11 protein-coding genes and 1 pseudogene are annotated in these 17,773 nt (G+C 60.2%); 10 read left to right on the top strand and 2 right to left on the bottom strand.

Features of this window, described 5'->3' with window-relative positions:
• Positions 1-2 precede the first annotated feature (2 nt).
• The 3 genes from AC0L16_RS23615 to AC0L16_RS23605 all read left to right on the top strand — a co-directional run bounded on the left by AC0L16_RS23615 (position 3) and on the right by AC0L16_RS23605 (position 2,868).
• Positions 3-1,001: an ABC transporter permease gene (locus AC0L16_RS23615; RefSeq protein ID WP_077380266.1), complete on the top strand. Its 999-nt coding sequence runs from the start codon at positions 3-5 to the stop codon at positions 999-1,001.
• The gene (locus AC0L16_RS23610) at positions 998-2,179 is read left to right on the top strand and encodes an ABC transporter permease (RefSeq protein ID WP_473623579.1); all 1,182 of its coding nucleotides are present in this window, start codon (positions 998-1,000) and stop codon (positions 2,177-2,179) included. The genes AC0L16_RS23615 and AC0L16_RS23610 overlap by 4 nt, the downstream gene beginning before the upstream one ends.
• 209 nt (positions 2,180-2,388) lie before the next feature.
• On the top strand, positions 2,389-2,868 hold the full coding sequence (locus tag AC0L16_RS23605; protein WP_473623638.1) for a class I SAM-dependent methyltransferase: 480 nt from the start codon (positions 2,389-2,391) through the stop codon (positions 2,866-2,868).
• 37 nt (positions 2,869-2,905) lie between these two features.
• On the opposite strand, the gene AC0L16_RS23600 is transcribed toward AC0L16_RS23605, so the two are convergent.
• Entirely contained in the window at positions 2,906-4,321 is a 1,416-nt protein-coding gene (locus AC0L16_RS23600; RefSeq protein ID WP_473623578.1) for a DUF5939 domain-containing protein, read from the bottom strand.
• Between the two features lie 190 nt (positions 4,322-4,511).
• On the opposite strand from AC0L16_RS23600, the gene AC0L16_RS23595 reads away from it, so the two are divergent.
• From AC0L16_RS23595 to AC0L16_RS23575, 5 genes are all read left to right on the top strand, one after another.
• Positions 4,512-5,336 (top strand): hypothetical protein, encoded by an 825-nt coding sequence (locus tag AC0L16_RS23595; protein WP_473623577.1) that lies wholly within the window; start codon positions 4,512-4,514, stop codon positions 5,334-5,336.
• Positions 5,337-5,410: 74 nt separating this feature from the next.
• Positions 5,411-5,935, top strand: a complete 525-nt coding sequence (locus AC0L16_RS23590) for a GNAT family N-acetyltransferase (RefSeq protein WP_077380438.1) — start codon at positions 5,411-5,413, stop codon at positions 5,933-5,935.
• Positions 5,936-6,136: 201 nt separating this feature from the next.
• The gene (locus AC0L16_RS23585) at positions 6,137-7,522 is read left to right on the top strand and encodes a hypothetical protein (RefSeq protein WP_473623575.1); all 1,386 of its coding nucleotides are present in this window, start codon (positions 6,137-6,139) and stop codon (positions 7,520-7,522) included.
• A 290-nt stretch (positions 7,523-7,812) separates the two neighbouring features.
• On the top strand, positions 7,813-11,112 hold the full coding sequence (locus AC0L16_RS23580; RefSeq protein WP_473623574.1) for an ATP-binding protein: 3,300 nt from the start codon (positions 7,813-7,815) through the stop codon (positions 11,110-11,112).
• Positions 11,113-11,130: 18 nt separating this feature from the next.
• Complete coding sequence (locus AC0L16_RS23575; protein ID WP_473623637.1) at positions 11,131-11,811, top strand: peroxiredoxin-like family protein; 681 nt, start codon at positions 11,131-11,133, stop codon at positions 11,809-11,811.
• A gap of 50 nt (positions 11,812-11,861) precedes the next feature.
• Here the strand turns inward: AC0L16_RS23575 and AC0L16_RS23570 are convergent, their stop codons facing one another.
• Positions 11,862-14,828, bottom strand: a complete 2,967-nt coding sequence (locus AC0L16_RS23570) for a glycosyltransferase (protein WP_473623573.1) — start codon at positions 14,826-14,828, stop codon at positions 11,862-11,864.
• 914 nt (positions 14,829-15,742) lie between these two features.
• Here AC0L16_RS23570 and AC0L16_RS23565 point away from each other — a divergent pair.
• Complete coding sequence (locus AC0L16_RS23565) at positions 15,743-16,408, top strand: hypothetical protein (RefSeq protein ID WP_473623571.1); 666 nt, start codon at positions 15,743-15,745, stop codon at positions 16,406-16,408.
• 7 nt (positions 16,409-16,415) lie between these two features.
• Positions 16,416-17,773: pseudogene (locus AC0L16_RS23560) on the top strand (OmpA family protein); the annotation flags it as partial.

Raw genomic sequence — 17,773 nt, 5'->3', positions numbered from 1 at the left:
GCGTGCTTCGATATTTTGTCTGGCGCATCGCCGTGATGGTTCCAACGCTGCTGGTCATATCGGCACTGGTGTTCACGATCATCGAACTTCCACCAGGCGACTATTTCGACAGCTATGTTGCCGAGCTTCGGGCTCAGGGCGAAGCGGTGGATTCCGATCGCATCGAGATGATGCGCAAGGACTATGGTTTCGACCAGCCACCGATCATTCGCTACTTCTACTGGGTCGGCGGGATGCTGCACGGCGATTTCGGCTATTCCTTCGAATATGAGCTGCCGGTTCGCGACGTCGTCGGGGACCGAATGTGGCTGACCGTGCTGGTTTCCTTCGTCACGATCATCTTCACCTGGCTCATCGCCTTTCCGATCGGCATGTACTCCGCCACGCATCAATACAGCTGGGGCGACTACGGCCTGACTCTCTTCGGCCTTCTCGGCCTTGCCATTCCAAACTTCATGCTGGCGCTGATCCTGATGTATTTCGCCAACATCTGGTTCGGCACATCCATCGGCCATCTCATGGACCAGCAATATCTCGGCGAGCCTATGAGCTGGGCCAAGGCGAAGTCGATCCTCGCCCATCTCTGGATTCCGGTCTTGATCATCGGCACCGGGGGCACGGCAAGCATGATCCGGAGGCTGCGCGCCAATCTTCTCGACGAGCTACACAAGCAATATGTCGTGACCGCGCGCGCCAAAGGCCTTCATCCGTTCAAGGCGCTGGTCAAATATCCGCTGCGCATGGCGCTCAATTTCTTCATTTCCGACATCGGCTCTATCCTGCCGGCCATCATCTCCGGCGCCGAAATCACGGCGATCGTCCTGTCTTTGGAAACGACCGGGCCGATGCTGATCAAGGCGCTGCAAAGCCAGGACATGTATCTGGCAGGGTCGTTCCTCATGTTCCTCGCCTTCCTGACGGTCATCGGTGTCCTGATTTCCGACCTGGCGCTGGCGCTGCTTGATCCACGAATTCGTTTGCAGGGTGGCAGCACCAAATGAGCACGCATTCGCCGCTACCCGCTCCGGGTGCTCCGCTGCAACACTACGTTTCCAGCGCGCCCTTTGACCTGCAGTCGGTCGAGGCGATGACGCCGGAGCAGTCGAAGGTCTTTCAGGCGTCCCAGTTGCGGCTGATGTGGTGGAAATTCCGGGAGCACCGGCTTGCCGTTATATCCGGCATATTCCTGGCAGCGCTTTATTTCGGGATACTGATCTGCGAGTTCCTGGCGCCCTACAATCTGCACACGCGCAACATGGACTACATCTATTCGCCGCCGCAGCGGGTGCACCTGTTCCACAACGGCCAGTTCGTCGGGCCGTTCGTCTATGGCCGCCAGATGACGCTGGATATGGAAACGCTCAAGCGGAACTACATCGAGAATCAGGATGATGTTCAGCGGATCCATTTCTTTTGCAAGGGCGACAGTTATCTGTTCTGGGGTCTGATCGAAGGTGACAGGCATTTTGTCTGCCCTGCCGAAAACGGCCAGCTCTTTCTGGCCGGCACTGACAGGCTGGGGCGCGACGTGCTCTCGCGCATCATCTATGGCGCACGCATTTCACTGACGATTGGCCTCGTCGGCATCAGTTTCAGCTTCCTGCTCGGCATTGTGATCGGCGGACTGGCCGGCTATCACGGCGGTATTTTCGACCTGATCGTTCAACGGATAATCGAAGTTCTGCAATCGATCCCCAGCATTCCGCTGTGGCTGGCTCTGGCGGCGATCATGCCGATAACCTGGAGTCCGATCCTGATCTATTTCGGCATCACCGTCATCCTCGGGCTGCTCGACTGGACCGGACTGGCGCGGGCCGTGCGTTCCAAGCTTCTAGCCTTGCGCGAGGAGGACTACGTTCTGGCCGCGCAATTGATGGGCGCCAGAAGCAGCCGCATCATCGGGCGGCATCTCATTCCCGGCTTCATGTCGCATCTGATCGCGACGGCCACGATCTCCATACCCGGCATGATTCTGGGCGAGACGGCTCTAAGCTTCCTCGGGCTCGGCCTGAGGGCGCCGATAACCAGCTGGGGCATCCTGCTCACCGAGGCGCGCAGCGTCAGCGTCATCGCGTTCTATCCATGGCTGCTTTTGCCGATGCTTCCCGTCATTCTCGTCATCCTGGCGTTCAACTTCCTCGGCGACGGCCTGCGGGACGCAGCAGACCCCTACAAGTGAGCTCGCTATTCCGCCGCGCGCCGGGCCGCCGACTCCAACCGGTGTGATCCTTGTCGACGGCCTGTTCGGTTATTGCAGCGTTCATCGTTCGCCTCTATATGTGCCGAAACGCGATCGGGTTTAACACGTCGCCCTCAGGTTCACCCGTGACCGTTCTGGTCGCGGGCATTGCCGATCTCTTGAGCTGGTTTCAGGACACACAAACGCATATGACTCGCCTTGAGAATTTCATCAGCAGGATGACCGCACAGCGGGACATTCTCGATCAAGTTTGCCCCGAGGTGGCGAAGATGGAAGGGCTGGTGCTCGAACTCGGTCTCGGCAATGGCCGGACGTTCCACCATCTGCGCGAGCGCCTGCCCGGACGCCGGATCGTGGTGTTCGACCGCGAACTTAGCGCACACGCCAGCTCAATTCCCGACGCTGAAGACTTCGTGCTTGGCGAAATACGCGAGACGGCGAAGAGGTTCATTGGCATCGACGCGGCTCTCGTTCATGCCGACATCGGCACCGGCTATGACGATCGCGATGCAGTGACCTCTACCTGGCTTCCCGATCTGATCGCGAGCCTGCTTCGCGTCGGCGGCATCGCGGTCAGCGGTACGCCGCTCGATCACCCGCTGTTGCAACACCTCCAGCCACCGCCTTCGGTGCCCGCCGATCGTTATTTTGTCTGCAGGCGCGTGTGAGGGGCCGAGACGACCCCAATTTTCAGGGGCCAAATCTTCAGGGGATCGTATAGACGGCTATCTCCCGCTCTATGCCGCGCAGCGAGACCTCGTGGGGCACGGGCGTCAGCGCGTTCCTGTGCAACAGATCGGCGGTGAGATTGTCGTCGACCACCGCACGAGTGGCGAAGATCGCCTGTGCGTTGGCAAGGTTCTGGACTCGCGAAGCAATGTTGACCGTCTGGCCGAAATAGTCCTGCCGCTCGTTCATGGACACGGCGATGCAGGGGCCGGCATGGACTCCGATCTTGAGCAGCAGATCCTCGCGCCCGCTCTTGTCGTTGAGCTCACGCATGGCATCGCGCATCCTGAGGGCCGCAGCGATCGCACGATCAGGCGTCGCGAAGGTCGCCATCACCGCATCACCGATCGTCTTGACCACCGCGCCTGCCTCCGCCGCGACGATCTCGTGCAGAACCTGGAAATGCACGCGCACGAGATCGAAGGCTGAAAGGTCGCCCACCCGCTCGTAAAGCTCGGTCGATCCGCGCAGGTCGGTGAACAGGAAGGTCAGGCTGGTGATTTTCAGGCGCTGGTCGATGTCGAGCGTATCCGTACGATAGAGATCCCGGAACGTCTGGTTGGTGAGCAGGCGCTTGGCGGTCAGGAAGGGCCGGCGTTTACCCAGGAGATCATGCAATTCCTGGCCAGCGATGAAGACCGTCGGCAGCACGCGGGTGTCGGTCCTGTTCTCCAGCGAAATGCGCAACGGGCCGGGTTGCATCTCCAGAGTCTGGTTCTGGACATGGTCGCGGTCGAAGACCAAAGAGAGGCTTCGGCGCTCTTTTGTTGGTTCGCCCTTCCCGTCGATGAACTGCGCTGAATGGGTGACCGGCTCGAACACGATGACGAATTCAGACGGAAGCTGGATGGGCAGAACCGCCTTTTCACCGGGGGCAAGCTCGATATCCTCCAGCGAGAACGCTTCTATCTTTTTCGCGAAATCCTCTTCCGGCAGATCGACGCCGGACGCCCAGTAGATCTGGCGGAAATATTCCACCAACGGCAGTTCGTGTGGATTGTGGGCGGCAATCCTGCGCACGCGGGGACTGACGGTGAATGTCACCTCGACCATCTCGTCAAGGGTCGGCGAATAGCCCTCGGAGCACAGCGCGCAGGTGTATTCGTCCTTCTGCAGGGTTTTCAGCGTGGCGTTGGTGTCGAGCACGCCGCCACAGCCGGGGCATAGAACATTCCAGGAAATGTCGAAGATGCCCACCCGTGCCGCATGGAGAAAGGCGCTTATGGCGCGTTCCTCGTCGAGGCCATGCTTGCTGGCGAAGGCTGGCGCATTGATGCGGCAGAGTTCGCGGTCCTTGCCCTCCGCGATGGTTCGCCTGATCGCGTCGATTGCCTGCGGATCGACATCGGTCGATTGCCGCAGAAGCGAGAACAGGTCCTGAGCTTCGTTCATCGTGCAGGCTCCGGAAAATGCGCCCTGGAGGCGTCTTTGGTCCGAGTGCTCCATCTTACTTCGAAACGCATCGTACGGCCATTCGAATAGATAGGCCTGGTGACAGTTCAATTTCCATTCGGCGGATTTTCACCGGCCGCTAGCGGCACTATGATGGGCAATGGGGCATTCATCTTTGGGACTTTCTCCCATGCCGACATCCAACAACCCGCCATTTCCTGCGGCCCTGCGCTTTTTTTCTGTGGTGGTCATCATCGTCCTGATCGTCGGCGCCGGCCTGTTTTTCGCGCCTGTGCTGGTCAAGCCGCGCTGGCCTTGGGCCGTCACGCCGTTCAATGCCCGCTTCCTCGGCGGCTTCTATACCGCCGAAATGGTCGTGATGGCGGCGCTGCTGGTCTGGAATCGCTGGTCGCCCGGCCGGCTCGTGCTCGTCATGGCCTTCATCTTCACCGTCATCGTGTCGGCGGCTTCGTTCATCAATCTCGGCTATTTCAACTTCGAGCGCAAAGCGCCCTGGCTCTGGTTTTTGGTCTATCTCGCTTCGGTCGCGGTATCCGGGCTGTTCCTGTGGCGGGCCAGGGCCCGTCCTTCTGCAAAAGGCGTGACCTTAAACCCCGTATGGCGCGGCTACATGCCGGTGGAATTGGCGATCCTTGGGCTCTATGGCGTCGGCCTGTTGCTGTTTCCCCTGACATTCGGCAGCATCTGGCCATGGCCGATCGATGCCTTCCACGCTCAGGTCTACAGCGCCATCTTCCTGGCCGGTGCGGGCGGTATATATCTCGTCTGGAGAAGCGCGCCGCGCGAGGAACTGCTGGTGCTCGGCTTGGCGCAGTTTCTGGTTGGCCTGCTTGCCATCCTTGGCCTCGTTATCACCGACGCTGCGGTGCACCGGATCGACTGGACAGCGACCGGGACATTGTGCTGGCTCGCCCTTTTAGGCTGGATCGGCATCAGCGGCGTCTTCAAACTCTACGCCGCCTCTCGGTATTTTAGCTCGCAATCGGCGTCATAGGCTGCAGAGACGGCTGGATTTTCAGGTGACGTCCGGTGCATCGTGCCGGGCCGATAGCCTTCGCCGGGAACGCCATGACCAGCACGACCTCGCCATCCTCCGAGAAAATCCAGCCGCAGCTCCGGTCCGTCCGGCCAAGCGATGCGGAGGCGCTTTGCGCTATCTTCAACATGCCGGGCTTCCGCTCGGGCACGCTCAGGATGCCCTTCGAGATGGTGGAGCAGGTGGAGCGGCGCATCGCCAAGTCCGGCCAGGAAACCACTTGGATCGTTGCCGAGTTGGACGGCAGGGTCGTCGGCCATGGCAGCCTGGTCGTGCAGGGTTCGCCGCGCCGTTCGCATATCGGCGAGATCAATATCGGCCTTGACGATGCCTTTGTTGGCAAGGGCATCGGCTCTGCCATACTTGGCGCGCTGCTTGACGTGGCCGACAACTGGCGCGCCCTGAAGCGCGTCGAATTGACCGTCTATGCCGACAACGAGCCGGCCATCCGTCTCTACACAAGTCACGGCTTCGAGGTCGAAGGCCGGCATGTGAAGGCTGGTTTTACTGACGGGCAGTACCACGACCTCCTGAGCATGGCCCGGCTGCGGTTCTAAGATCCGCTGTTTGGCCCTTGGCTGTTTAGCCAATCTGACAACTCGTGCCGAGTCGGCGACAGGTGATTGCTAATGGAGAACTCCATAGGATACGGTCAATTGCGTCTCACACCATTTGATCGAGTTGACGAGCTGGGCCGGCCGCATCCAGCAAGTCTGGCCTCCCTTGGCGTTTGCACCGCAAGCGGCTAGACGGGACCAATGACCGCCGTTTTTGACCCAACCCCTACGCCTCCAGTCGAAATTCTGGCTGTGCTGTCGCTGCTCTGCCCGGAAGTCGTGCGTGACATCGAGCAGAACTGGAACGCGCCGGTTTCCGATTACGCCCGCTATCTGTGGCGGCCGGTGGCAAGGCCTGCATCGGGCCCGGCGATCGCTGCCCGCTCGATCCTGCGCGAAGTCCTGCATCAGCGCCTTGGTGCGATCATGCAGCCTGAAGAGATCGGCAAGGCCCTCGACGAGTTCGAGCACAGACCGGTGATTCAGTCCGGCCTGCACTGCCTGCTTCTGATGGACCGGATCACCTTCGATGCCCTCCTGCTTGCCTGGCTCGGCGCGGTCGAAAACGGGCTGTCGGCCTTCTTCGCTTTCATGGGGACGACGATGACCATGGAGACAATTGGCCGGGAGGGGCCGGGATGGCTCGATGTCGGTGACGACAAGGTCAACCTGTTTGGCATAGGTCGCCGCAAACTGTGCAAAAAAAGCGCCTGCGCGGCCGGTCCTGTCACCCTCAACAAGCGCGCGCTCGAAGCGGTGGGCGACGAAACGGATGCCAGCCGCTGGCTGGGCATGCTGCTTGCCAGTCAGGACAAGGTGTTTGGAACCGCCGCCGATGCGCTGACAGCCCTCAACGAAGATCTGGTCGCCGATTGGGATCGTTCCGGCATGGCCCTGCCGGTTTTCATCGATGACCGGCTCGCCGCGGCTGCCATGGCGCGGCATCTGGAATATGATGGCAGCCTTCTTTCCAGGCTGCTCATCGAGCCCGCAAGACGCCAGCGTCTCGAACGTGCCTTGCAAGAGGCCGCATCGAGCCCGTTTGGCCGTTTCCTGCCCAATGCCACGGCCTATTTCTGGGGCATCCGCGAGGAGCGCGTGCGCAAGCTCGTCCTCGAGAACGGGCACCTGATCGAGCCCGACAGGCCGCATGGCCTTTCTATCCCGTTCGAGCGGCCGCATCTCAGGCAGGCGCTGCTGGACGGCGTGTTGCTGCCGAACGCGTTCCTGGTGTTCCTCGTTCTTGCCATATTGCCGCGCGTACGGGTTGTGGGCGGCCTGAGACAGATTGGATATGTAGCGCTTTTCCACTCGATCCTGCTGGCTGCGCTCGACGAAAACGCGCCGGAAGAGCGCGATCTGGCTGCGGAGTTGCAGGTTCGGGAAAATGCCTGGGGCATGCGGGTCATTGATGAAAAGAGCTCGGTCCGCGAGCAGCTTGCCGGTCTGCCGGAAGGGGCGCTCTTCCCGGACCTGCTCCGGCAATACCGTTTGCGGACACTTGCCGAGACGACCGACGACCTGAAACTGGTTCGCGAAAACGCCCGATGGCGCAAGATCGGCCAGGCTGAGATCAAGGCGAGCTAAGCCCTGCTTCAGGTTGATTTTCTGGTGCGCAACCGCAAGCGACGGCGATCTGTCGGTGAGCCTCTGGCGTCTGATCCGGCCGCTTCCTTGACGCTGATGCCTTTCGGGATTTCGACGACGGCTTCCACCTCGATCGGCAGCGCCCTGCCACCGGACCCACACTGATCGCTTGATGTCCATTTGCGCTGCCGCTTGCTGGTCGACGGCTATCGGTTCATTCTTGTGAATACCTTGGCCGTGAAGTGCGTAGCGAGATCACGCCGTCACGGCCCCTAGTGAGGTCTTGTTCGATGGACTGCTCGGGCTGCGGTTTCGAGGTTGAGGGCGGTTACGCTTTCTGTCCGAGGTGTGGCAGGCGCCAGCCCGTGCCATGCGCCAGTTGCGGCTACCGCTGCGCACCTGATTTCGAGTTCTGTCCGAAATGTGGGGCAAGCGTCGGTGCGCCCGCAAAAGCCGTCGAACGGCCTGCTCCGACGCCAAGCCGGACCATTGTGCAGCCTTCTCGAACTCCGTCGCTGCTTCCGAACATCGAAAGCGAAGATGGGCTGTATCCCGTCTCTGACGCCGATCGCCGGACGGTAACGGTCCTGTTCGCCGACCTTTGCGGCTTCACGACACTCAGCGAGCAGCTCGACCCCGAGGTCATGCAAGCGCTGCAGAACGAACTGTTCAAGGAATTGACGGCGGCCGTGCGAAACTTTGGTGGTTTCGTCGACAAATTCATCGGCGATGCACTGCTCGCTTTGTTCGGTGCGCCGGTTGCGCATGAGGACGATCCGGAACGTGCGCTTCGCGCCGCTCTCGACATGATCGCCCGGACGGCGCGGCTCGGCGAAAGCACCCCCCACTCCGGCTCGGCTCTGTTACTCCACATCGGCATAAACACTGGTCCGGTCGTTACTGGCGGATTGGGAATCGGCACCGCCAAGTCTTATTCGGTGACCGGCGACACAGTGAATACGGCGCAACGCCTGCAATCGCTGGCCGCACCGGGTGAGGTGCTGGTAGGCGAACTCACTCACCGGCTGACCCGGCATGCCTTCTCTTACGAGTCGCTGGGTGATGTCGTGTTTCGCGGCAAGGCTGGCAGTGTGCTCGTCCATCGACTGGATGCACCGCTTGCTACGCCGCGTGCAGCGCGTGGGCTCGAGGCGCTCGGCCTCAGTGCGCCGATAATAGGTCGTGGTGCGGAGCTCAATAGAATGATGGCGAGCCTTGACCAGGCGTGCAGCGGCTCGGCCCAACTTGTCCGCCTCGTCGGAGAAGCCGGTATCGGGAAGTCGCGGCTGGTGAAGGAGTTCGTCGCCCGCGTCGGCGACGAGGATCGTTTTCGCAACGTCGCCGTGCGGCTCGCCACGTGCTCACCGCTGGGCGAACAATCATTTGGCGCCTTGGGCGCAGTGGTGCGCAGCGCTGCCGGGATGATGCAAAACGACAATGGGGACGAAATGCGGAGGAAGCTCGCAGGCTTGCTTACCGATCTCGGCCTGCAGGGCGAGGAGGCGAAGCGGCTGATTCCTTTGCTCTACCATGTGCTCGGCCTTAGTGACCCCGATGCCACCTTGCAGCATGTCGAGCCCGAGCAGCTGCGGCGGCAAATTCTCTACGCACTCCGCACAATCATCGAACGGCGGCTTGCGTTGTCGCCGCTGTTGATTGTCGTCGAAGACCTGCACTGGGCCGACGCCGTGTCGCTCGAGGCACTACGTTTCGTGATGGACAGGCTGGAACGCACGCGGTTGATGTTGCTGGTCACGCATCGTCCGGCGCCGGACAACGACCAGCTCGACTCAAGTCGGGTCAGTCACACAGCGCTCAGGCTTTCGCCGCTCAACAGTGATGACGGACGCAGCCTGCTGGCGGCGCTTTTCGGTGAGAGCTGGGTAAACTCCGCAGGAGGGCTTCTCGACCAGATCCTCGAGCGCGCGGGCGGCAACCCCCTTTTTGTCGAGGAGATCGTTCGCGGCCTTATCGATCGCGGTGTACTGATGCGCGAGGGCCAGCGATGGCGGACTGTGGCAGGCGAAATCGCAACCGGCATTCCCGCTACTATCCAGGCAATGTTGCTTGCTCGCGTCGACCGGTTGCCCCAAGAGGTGCGCCGGTTGGCCCAGGAAGCCGCGGTAATCGGCCCGCGCTTCGATGCCACACTTCTGAAAGCCGTGACAGCTGACCCCGGCCGGCTAGAAGCCGGCTGCGAACTGCTTTGCGATGCGGAAATCATCGAGGAAGTCGCCGGATCAGGCTCGGTCTCGTCGCAAAGCTACCGCTTTACGCAGACATTGCTGCAGGACGTGATCTACCAGAATCTGCTCCTGCAACGCCGGACCGACATCCACGGGCGGGTCGGTGCAGCCTTTGAGCAACTGTGCGCCGACAAGCCGGAACGGCTCGAGGATTTGACCGTGCTCGGTCATCATTTCGCACAGAGCGCCGAGCGGGAGAGGGGCGCGCATTACCTGCAGGCGGCGGGCGATCGCGCTCGCATGATATACGCCAACGACGACGCCCTTCGTTTCTACGAGCGAGCACTGACTGCGTTGGGCGCGATCGGACAAACACCGCTCAATCTGGCAATTGCAGAGCGCATTGCCGATTTGAGCGGCCCGGCAGGCCGCCGCGAGGTCGCGCACCACCACTACGAGACGGTGTTGCAGGCATACCGCGAGTCAGCCAATCGTGTCGCGTCGGCGCGCGTTTTGCGTAAGATCGGTCGGCTGCTCTGGGACGTCGGCAAGCGGGACAACGCAGAATCCCGCTATGCTGAAGCGGCAGCTCTCCTCGATGGGGCGGATGCCCCGATCGAGCAGGCGCATCTCTGGCAAGAACGTGGCCGACAGGCGTTCCGTAGCGGAGATCACGCTCTCGCGGCAAAATGGGCAGACGCGGCGCTGGATTGCGTACGCACTCTGACAATTGAGCATGTTTCCGAGGTAGGGCGTGATGCCACTCTTGTGACCGCCGAGGCACTTAATACCAAGGCTGTTGCGCTGGCTCGCCTTGGGCGAAACCGTGAAGCCGTGCGTCAGGTTGAGCGTAGCATCGAATTGGCCGAAGCCGCCGGTCTACTGGGCGCGGCCTGCCGCGGCTACACCAATCTCGGCGTGCTTTACACGACCATCGATCCGGCACAGGCGATGGAAGTCTGTCGGCGCGGTCTCGAAGTGGCGCGCCATATTGGTGATTTGGGTTTCCAGGCGCGCCTCCTCGCCAATCTGGCGGTCGCTTGTTGTACTTTCACGGATCGCTGTCCAACGGAGGGCGTGCCTGCTGCCGAGAAGGCCATCGAGATCGACCGGGCGCTCGACCAGCGCGAGCACCTGCCGGTGCCGCTGATCGTGCTTGGGCAGATCCACCAGTGCCACGGCCATCCGGAACTGGCGGTTGGCTTGTTCCACGAAGCACTGGACGTGGCCCGCGAAACGGGCGAACCCCAACTGCTGTTTCCGTGCTATGATGGTCTCGCAACGCTTAATCTCGACCTCGACAATCTTGCCGAGGCCGAACGCTATTTTTCCCTGGCGCAGGGTATATGCGTCCAGCACGGGCTCGACCCGGAAGCGCTTGTGGTGCTGCCTTTTCTCGACTAGCCGGGTTGGAGGTTGGAAATGTCCGCGCGTAGTGACTTGGTACCGCTTCAACCGGGCGACCGTGCGCCGAACTTGGTACTCGACGCCATTACCCAGGAAGGCAAGATCGCGCTTGACGATTTTCGCGGACAAAAACCGGTGCTGGTCGGCCTGTTTCGAGGTCTGCATTGTGCGTTTTGCCGGCGCTATATCGCCGCCCAGGCGCGGCTCGATCCGGAGCTGCGCGAAAAGGGCGTGGAGAGTCTGACGGTGGTCAACACGCCGATCGAACGGGCGCGTCTCTATTTCCGCTACCACCCTATGCCGAATCTGCTTGCGGCTTCCGACCCTGAACGCGTTTCACATCGTGCTTTTGGACTGCCCAATCTCGAATTCACCCAAAACGAGACGAACTGGCCGTACAAGGTCTCGATGGCAGCGGTAAAGGATATGCGGGTCGACATACCAGGCGAGTTGCCCGGTCCTATGGATCCTATTGCGGCCACCGAAATCCTCAACAAGAAGGACCATTACGAACTGACCGAAGCCGACGAGCAGATGATGGCAACAGGACACGGACAACTGGTCGGTCAGTTCCTGCTGGACCGGCAGGGGATCGTCCGCTGGAGCTTCACGGAGGTTCCAGAGGATGGGCAATACATGTTTGGGGCGCCAAGCCCGCAGGAGCTGATGTCAGCCGTGTCCCAAGTCGCCCAATAGACTTGCGAACGAGGTAAACGGGCAGGACACCTGAAATGACACTGACAAGTTCACCGCTCTTCGAGCACGGCCTCGACCCTGGCAACAAAGTCATCGAGTGAGCGATCCCCGCGAATCTCGATGCGCGGAAGGTCGATGGGATTGCAATCGAGGTCCGCCGGCCCGTGTCTGCCGCCGAAGCCGATCCGATAGCCGCACTCCCTGGCCAGCCGGCCAAGCCGTCGGTCAGTGACAGAGAAGGGTGCCGCGAACGCCGTGGTTGGCCGACCGGTCCACCGTTCGATGAACATACGAGAGCGCAGGAGCTCGGCGGCCAAGTCAGAGCTCGACAGACCATCGATCGCGCGATGCGTCGCCAGATGGCTTCCGAAGAACGCACCTTCGGCGGCCAGGCGTCGCACCGTCCCGGCGTCCATAAGCTGCGTCGGCGGACCGCTGTCGGCGTCCCACAGTGCACTTTCACCCACCAGGTCCGTCACCAGGAACACTTCCGCGGTCAGGTCGTTCGCGCGCAAGATCGGCCAGGCATGGTCGGCAAAGTTCTGGAAGCCGTCGTCGAAGGTGATGAGCACTGGGCGACCAGCGAAAGCTTGACGGTTGGCGATGGACCATTCCAGCTGCTCGGACATGACCGCGTGAAAGCCATTGGCGCGCAGCCATGCCATCTGGCTGTGGAATGCGGCGGGCGTGAGCCGAAAACGGGCGAGCGCGGCCGGACCTTCATCGGAGACGCTGTGATACATGAGGACAGGGAGACGCTGGCGCCGCTCGCTACGCGCAACGTCGCGGCGCAGGGCCCGCGCCCCGCCCCAGATGATATTTCGCGCGACCCCGATTTCGATAGGCGCGCGGATTGGCACATGATCGATCACCGGTTCCGTCGCCACATCGTCCGGCGACAGGCGGCGGAAGCGGTCTATGCGGTAGAGCTCGGTCTGGATCGATTGCTCAAGCACGAGGCCTTCGGTCGCTGCCAGCGTCTCCGAGATCGCTTGTGCACCGAATGTGTTCCAGTCGAAGCCCGTTCTTTCGACATTGTCACGCAGCACAAATGCGTGTGCGCTGATGAATCTGCCGCCGGGCGCCAACGCCTCAGCGAATTTTTTGGCGATGCGCCGCAACTCGGCGAGATCATTCAGATAATAGAGCACTTCCGAACAGAAGATCAGATCCATCTCACCCGGCAGCGTGTCCGCAGCGAAATCCAGTACGCCGAACTCAACATTCGGCTGATCGCTGCATCGCGCGCCTGCTCGCTCGACGGCTATGGCGGAGATGTCAGTTGCGGTCAAATGGCCCACACGCGGCGCCAGCTGCCGCGTGAAGTGGCCCTCCGCGCAGGCCAGCTCAAGCGCCCGTCCGATGGGACCGGCAGGCAGGATTTCGAGCTGCCGCTCATATTTTTCCTGCTCATAGCGCGAACCGTAGTTCCAGGGATCCTCGGTCGCGAAATAGCCATTCCAGAACGACGTGCGATCCTTGTCGTGCCTGGGCCGTGCGCGGCGCGGCGCCGCAGGAGGCTCCGCAGGTTCGGCGCTCGACCGAACCAGCTCCCGCGCTTGCGCGGCCAATTGCGCGAGTTTGCCAAAGTGGCTGTCCGGATCAGGCCCGCGTTCGGCTGTGGCTGACAATGCCTCGGCTGCGAGCGTGTTTGACGTGTCGGCGCCGGCGGCATGTTGCGGTACCGGTGATCGTCCCGCAAACCTTGCCGCACTGTCTACAAGCCGCTCAGGGGGCACGACATTCAGGATCAACTCAATCCAATGGCGCCTTGTCACTTTCCCGAGTACGCCGAACTGCACGACAGCCTCGATCTGGCCATCCATCATCAGATAGGCATAAATTTGATCGATTCCTTCCGGAAGCTCGATCGGGGTCGGATTTCGAATATCGACGCGAATTCCAAGCGTCCGCGCCAGCCTGCGCGGCGCGGCAAGATCGTCGACGGCGAGAAGCATTTGCTCAAGGTGATACTGGACGCGGCGACCCGCGACGGGATCGTCCCAGACCTTGCCAAGTTCGGTGATCAACTCGGTGAGGGAGCCGCCGAACCTGCCCCACCTGGCAGCCAATTGCGCTGGCACCGTTAGGCTTCCTACCATAAGGCCATCGAAGGCCACTTTGGCGATGTCACGCGCCCACTTACGTCCTGCCGGGAGCGCGCGCAGGGACTGCGGAGCGATCGAGCGCAAGCCGCTGCCGCAATCCGACGCGGCGTTCCACAACGCGAACCACGCGAGTGCCTCGGCGGCGGTGCCGCCGTTCGCCTCGATCGCTCCATTGGCATGAGCCGATGCCGGCTGTTTGACCCTGGGATCAGGAGAAAAGCCGCGGGCGATCACGATTTTCGCATCTGCCAGCATCTGCGTCGAATTGCGGGAGAGCGCGTTGGGGCTGATACAATAAAAAGCGAGCGGCTCGTCGACCATCACCCAATTTTTGCCTAGACGTGCGAGGCGCTGCCACAGATCCCAGTCCTCGCAGGTGCGCAGCGACACATCGAAACCGCCCAACTCGACAATTGTCTCCCGGTCGACGAGCAGCGCGTGAGTGCGGATGGCACACCGGCGGGCGAATGTTTCGAAGGGCTGGATCGCAACCTCCGTCGGGATGCTCGACGGGGTGAGTTCGCCATCGGGCATGACGCGCCGGGAACCGCAATAGGCGGCGACTGCATCGAGCGCGGTTTTCAGCGCGGCCAGCATTTTCGCAAGGAAGCCGGCGTCCACCCAATCGTCCGCATCCAGGAACATGAGCCAGCGTCCGCGCGCTGTCGAAATCCCGCTGTTGCGCGCGCCGGCGGCGCTATACGCGCAAGAGCTCAACGTCCGAAACCGGGCATCGCGCTCCACATAACCGGCGACAATCGCGGCGGTGGCGTCTGTCGAGGCGTCGTCGACGATGATCACCTCCCAGTCCGTTATTTCCTGATCGAGAAGGCAATCGAGTGCGCGCGCCAGCGTTACCTCCGCGTTGTGCGCAGGAACCACGATTGAAACCAAGGGATTATGCGCCACGCCGTCTTACCCGCGCCTGGTTCGAAGGTAGAACAAGAGCCCCGAAACAAAGCCGGCGATTTCCTGGCAAAGGAAACGGTCCTCAGGGACGCTGCGTCCAAACAGTGTTCTGCGAATTCTTCCGAGCCGCCGCGACGCCACTATTGGGCTGCAAAGGGAACTTGCTCCTGTCGTGGTACCGATGCTGGAAGCCTGGCGCCGCATTCGCATCCGTGCCGCCGAGCTTGGGCGCCAGCTGTCGCAGATGCACGTCAAAGCAAGCACGCCGCATACTCATGTCGATCCCCGGAATCGGCGCCATGACCACAAGCTGCGGTCCCTGGCGCCGTACGAGTGAAATAGCTATGGCAAACTGACGTCCTTTGCAATCGGGGCGCAATAAAGCAAGCCACTGAAGCTTTGATGTGAATGACTGCAGTTATCGGGACTACTGCTCCCCTGCTATCGACCGAAATGCCTCGATACCGAGGTGCACTCTCGAACAGCCATTCTCCGTGCGAAAGAACACCTTCCTTCTACCGTTGGACCCGCATCCGAAGCTGATCGTCGCAGTATACAGCCGGATGCGAGGCAGTATGTGTACCGCCATGTCATCTAATTTAGATATTTCTAATGAGTCCGCGCTACTTAATTGAGCTCCAGTAGCTATAGCCTGATATTGTATTGCTCATTTCGATAGTAGATTTCATCCAATGGTTGATTAGACTAGCCGATTATGGCCTCTATAATAAGAGATGCGAAAGCTACACCAGTCGGAACTCGTTTATTTGCTGCTAGTCCAAGAGATGTAAAAGGGACGCACGAATTGGCTTAAGTCAAGAAGATTCCGGCTTGCGAGCCGGGTATTTTGCTGACATTCTTATCCGTTTCTGAGTTTCGCACTGTGGCAGTTGTTCAAAAGAAGGGGCACAAGGATGGCCAAGGAATCTTCGAATAGCGCTTCTCCAGCAAATAAAGCGGACGTAAATCTGATAGGTAATGCAGACGGAAACGGGCTGGCCTTCATGGCGGCCCAGGCTCGCGAGAGCGGAGGCCCCGGCGATGCTGTAGGTGTCGACAAGATACGTGATCTGCTGTTCGGCAACCAGATGCAGGACTATGACCGCCGTTTTTCCAAGCTTGAAGAACGGTTCTTGCAGCGCTTCAAGGATGTCGAATCCGAGGCCAAGCGCAATCTTGAAATGTACGAGTCAAATGCAAAGAAGCAGGTCGAATCGCTTGCGGCGCAATTGCGGAACGAAAAAGATGCACGAGCCGAGGCCGACAAGGAGATTGACCGGAATCTTCGCGAGCAAAATCAGGCGCTTGAAAAGCAGGTGCGCGCGTTGTCGGATCAATTGAGCGAGCTAGAGCGCGAAGTTGCGGACCGGATAAATCGAAGCGATCAATTGCTGCGTGAGGAAATCAAGCAAAAGAATGAAACCATTCAGATGGTAATGGAGAAAATGTTTTCCGATCTCAGCAACGTCAAGACCGACCGAAATCTTTTGGCTGGCCTGTTTGTCGAGGTTGCAAAATGTCTAAATCAGGATCCCGTCGGCAGCAAGAGCAACTCGGAACGTAGCTGGAAAGTGAGTTGATCGGAACTTGACGTCGACCGTCGACCCAATCAGCCTTGCTCAAAAAGCAGCTTCGAACGATACAGAGATTGATCGCGAGGCTCTGGCTAGTCTTTTGGTCGAAATTGCCCGGAACGTTGATCCGGACTATCGTGCGCGTTTCGACGGAGTTCCAACCGCCGATCCTCGCATGGCAACGCTGCGCCAGTTGCTGGTGGGCCGCGAGATTTCGGAGCTTTCACGAGTTACGCACCTGCTCGACGAACCTGAGCAGCTTGCGTCTGCAGTTGGGGGTGTTCTCCCCAGTGCAGCCGCACGTGCGCCTTATGCGCAACTCGGAGAGGCCCTGGCGCCAGCTGTCGAGAGGGCCGTGCAACGGTCCATCCAGAAGAGCCCGCGTACGCTAACGGATATATTATACCCGGTGTTTCTGCCGGCAATTCGCAAGTCGATCGGGGAAAAGATCGATCAGACCTTTCAGTCGCTGAATGAAACTTTAAGACATATATTTACCTGGCATGGGCTAAAGTGGAGATTTGAAGCTTGGAGAACGGGTGCAAGCTTCTCAGAAGTTGTTCTTAAGCATTCTCTTGTCTATCGTGTAGAGCATGTCTTTCTCATCAACCGCAATTCCGGGCTTTTGATAGCGCATGTAACTGCCGATAACGCAACGAGCGAAGACCCTCAACTCATTTCTTCGATGCTTAGTGCAATTCAAGATTTTGTGAAAGACTCATTTAACGAGAAAGAACAAAGCGGCCTGGACACTATCCGTTTCGGGGAGCTTCGTCTCTGGTCGGAAGTTGGACCGTTTGCGACCTTGGTCGCGGTGATCCGGGGAAATCCGCCAGAGGAATTACATGAAATCGTTCGCGATGTGTTGTTTCGCATCCATGATGAATACTCACAGGCTTTAGAGCAGTTTGACGGCGACAGTTCGCAGGTGGCCGGCATAGAGACGCAGTTGCATTCCTGCGTTGAACTGAAGCAGGAGGACTCAAACCAGGGATTTCCGTGGCTGGTGGTGGCTGCAGTCCTGCTGGTTTTGATTCCGGCGGGCGGTTGGTTCTTTCTTTCCTGGCAATCCGGGCAACGCTGGCAGGCCTATGTGTCGCGGCTGGGGACCCAGCCGGGCATCATCGTTGCCGAACAAAAGGTGCGCGATGGCCAATTCTATATTGCCGGCCTGAGAGACCCGCTTGCCGCCGACCCGCAGGCTTTGCTGTCCGGAACGCTGATCGATCCTGCCCGCGTTCATTCGCAGTGGCAATTCTATCAGAGCCTTGATCCGGAGTTCGTGCTGAAGCGGCTGACGGCGTCGCTGGCTCCGCCGAAATCGGTTCGGCTTTCGATCGTCGAGGATCGCATCGTTGCCGAGGGTGAGGC

The sequence above is a fragment of the Mesorhizobium sp. WSM4848 genome (assembly GCF_055811375.1).
Note: the sequence above shows the minus strand (reverse complement) of the source record. Positions and strands in the feature narration are given on the sequence as shown.